This is a genomic window from Brevundimonas sp. P2_A6, assembly GCF_056404975.1.
The window spans coordinates 1-2,500 of the sequence record NZ_JBFUCZ010000005.1; the positions used below are offsets into that span (position 1 = coordinate 1).

2 protein-coding genes, 1 tRNA gene and 2 rRNA genes (1 of these 5 cut by a window edge) are annotated in these 2,500 nt (G+C 61.4%); all 5 read right to left on the bottom strand.

All coding sequences use genetic code 11. The features are described 5' to 3' along the window. A partial coding sequence (locus AC1DW4_RS12215; protein ID WP_477017547.1) for a cation:dicarboxylate symporter family transporter occupies positions 1–244 on the bottom strand: 244 nt, incomplete at its 3' end. Positions 245–392: 148 nt separating this feature from the next. Then, a complete protein-coding gene (galE, locus tag AC1DW4_RS12220; protein WP_477017548.1) occupies positions 393–1,382 on the bottom strand; it encodes a UDP-glucose 4-epimerase GalE in 990 nt (329 codons plus the stop codon). 423 nt (positions 1,383–1,805) lie between these two features. Next, positions 1,806–1,882 (bottom strand) — tRNA-Met (locus tag AC1DW4_RS12225). Positions 1,883–1,946: 64 nt separating this feature from the next. Further along, positions 1,947–2,061: ribosomal RNA gene (gene rrf, locus AC1DW4_RS12230) — 5S ribosomal RNA — on the bottom strand. A 112-nt stretch (positions 2,062–2,173) separates the two neighbouring features. Beyond that, positions 2,174–2,500: ribosomal RNA gene (locus AC1DW4_RS12235) — 23S ribosomal RNA — on the bottom strand (it continues 2,456 nt past the right edge of the window).

Genomic DNA, 2,500 nt, shown 5'->3' on the forward strand with positions numbered 1-2,500 from the left:
GATCGCGCATCCCCGCGATGCCCGTGACGATGGTCAGGAAGATCACCGGCGCGATCACCATCTTCACCAGCTTGATGAAGCCGTCACCCAGCGGCTTCAGGCTCTCGCCGAAGCTCGGGAAGAAATGACCGATCAGACCCCCAAGCACGATCGCGCCAACCACCTGAACATACAGATGACCGTACCAGGCGCGTGGGCCCTTCGAAGCGGCCGTTGTCGGCGGCTCGTGTGGCGACGACGCCATCGCAGCCGTGCCTGAGACAGCTCTGGATCTGCGGGGCCGCTTTACCGGTGGGGTTTCGTCCTGCACGGGTCGGGCCACGGCTGTCTCCTGATCTCGCCTCTTTGGAACACGATCCGCAGAGAAAGCGCCATGCCTCACGGCAGAAAGATCAGTCGCGGGCCTGCTCCGCCCGGTGCCAGGCCAGGGCGCTCGACACGACATCCAGAAGATCGCGCGAGGGCGACCATCCGAGGACGTCGCGGGCACGTTCGCCGTTCGCGACCAGCAGCGGCGCGTCGCCTGTTCGCCTCTCCGCTTCGACGACGGGCAGAGACACGCCGGCGACCGAGCCGATCGCTCCGATCAGCTCGCGCACGGACGTACCCGTACCGGTGCCCAGATTGATCGCGGTCGTCGCCCCACCCTCGATCAAATATCGCAGGGCCCGCACATGCGCATCGGCCAGATCAAGCACATGGACATAGTCGCGAACCGCGGTCCCGTCGGGCGTGTCATAATCCGAACCGAACACCGAGAAACTGGCCCGCTGCCCCAGCAGGGCCTGGATGGCGAGTGGGATGGCGTGGGTCTCCGGGCTGTGCCGCTCTCCTATTCGCCCCTCTGGATCGGCCCCTGCCGCATTGAAATAGCGCAGCGAGACAGACCGCAGGCCGCCATGCCGATCCAGATCGGCCAAGGCCTGTTCGATCATCAGCTTGGTGCGCCCATACGGATTGATGGGGTTTTGGGGATGGGTCTCGTCCATGGGCACGTGAACCGGCTCGCCGTAGGTGGCGCAGGTCGACGAAAAGACCAACTTGTCGATTCCCCCGGCCTGGGCCGCCTCGATCAGGGTCAGGGCACCGACGACGTTGTTGCGATAAAAGCGCGCCGGTTGCAGGACCGATTCACCGACCTCGATCAGGGCCGCGAAATGCATCACCGCAATGGGCCTGTAGAGGGCGATCACCGCATCGAGCCGGTCACGATCCAGAATATCCCCTCGTTCGAAGGGTCCCCATTGGACGAAGGCTTCGTGGCCGTTCGAAAGATTGTCGTAAACGACAGGAATGAAGCCCGCCTGGCGCAGGGCCAAGGAGGCATGGGAGCCGACATAACCGGCTCCGCCGGTGACCAGAACGACTGGGCCCGAAGTCATGATGGCACGCCCCATCGGCCGCGCTTGCTAGCGGTGACCGATGACGAGGGCCCGGCCTTGGCCGGGCGAGCGGCGGAAAACTGGATCACACTATCCACAGCGGTTCATTGATCGCACGCGGTTCCTCAAAGGCACGACCGGAGCGTTCGCACACGACCACCAGATGTTCCAGACCCTCGGCCTTCGGCTAAACTTTCCTCGGCCGGCTGTGTCCTGGAGTCACCGCAATCCGGTGTCCGGCGGTGGCATCACTCCACATCGAATGCACTAGGCGGGGCGGAGTGTCCGGCGGGGTCGATCTCTGGACAGAGCGCATCAACCGCCGAGAACGGAACTGGATGCGCGGGCGTGACGACACGCCACCATGACCGGCGGCGAACAGCAAAAAGCCCCGCGGTTAAAACCGGCGGGGCTTTCAGATCTTGGGTGCGGGAGCAGGATTTGAACCTGCGACCTTCAGGTTATGAGCCTGACGAGCTACCGGGCTGCTCCATCCCGCGGCAAGAGCGGCTTTGTGAAGGAAGATGTTCGAGAGAAACACACAATCCGATATCCGCTTGGTAGACCCGGCGGCGACCTACTCTCCCGCGCCTTGAGACGAAGTACCATTGGCTCTGGAGGGCTTAACGACCGAGTTCGGAATGGGATCGGGTGGGGAACCTCCGACATAACCACCAGGTCAACCAAGCGGATATCAGATCCTCGGGCTCAAGTAGCGCAAAGCGCGTTAGCCCAAGAAGTATGCGAGAAGACATTGTCGTATTCGAAAATCGAATGAGTTTTGCTGAGAAACGATCAAGCCGATCGGATTATTAGTACCAGTAAGCTTCACGCGTCGCCGCGCTTCCACACCTGGCCTATCAACGTGGTAGTCTTCCACGATCCTCAGCGAAGCCTTGTTTTGAGGTTAGTTTCCCGCTTAGATGCTTTCAGCGGTTATCTATTCCATACTTAGCTACCCTGCTGCACAGCTGGCGCCATGACAGGTCCACCAGAGGTATGTCCATCCCGGTCCTCTCGTACTAGGGACAGATCCTCTCAAGCTTCGAACACCCACGGCAGATAGGGACCAAACTGTCTCACGACGTTCTGAACCCAGCTCACGTACCACTTTAATC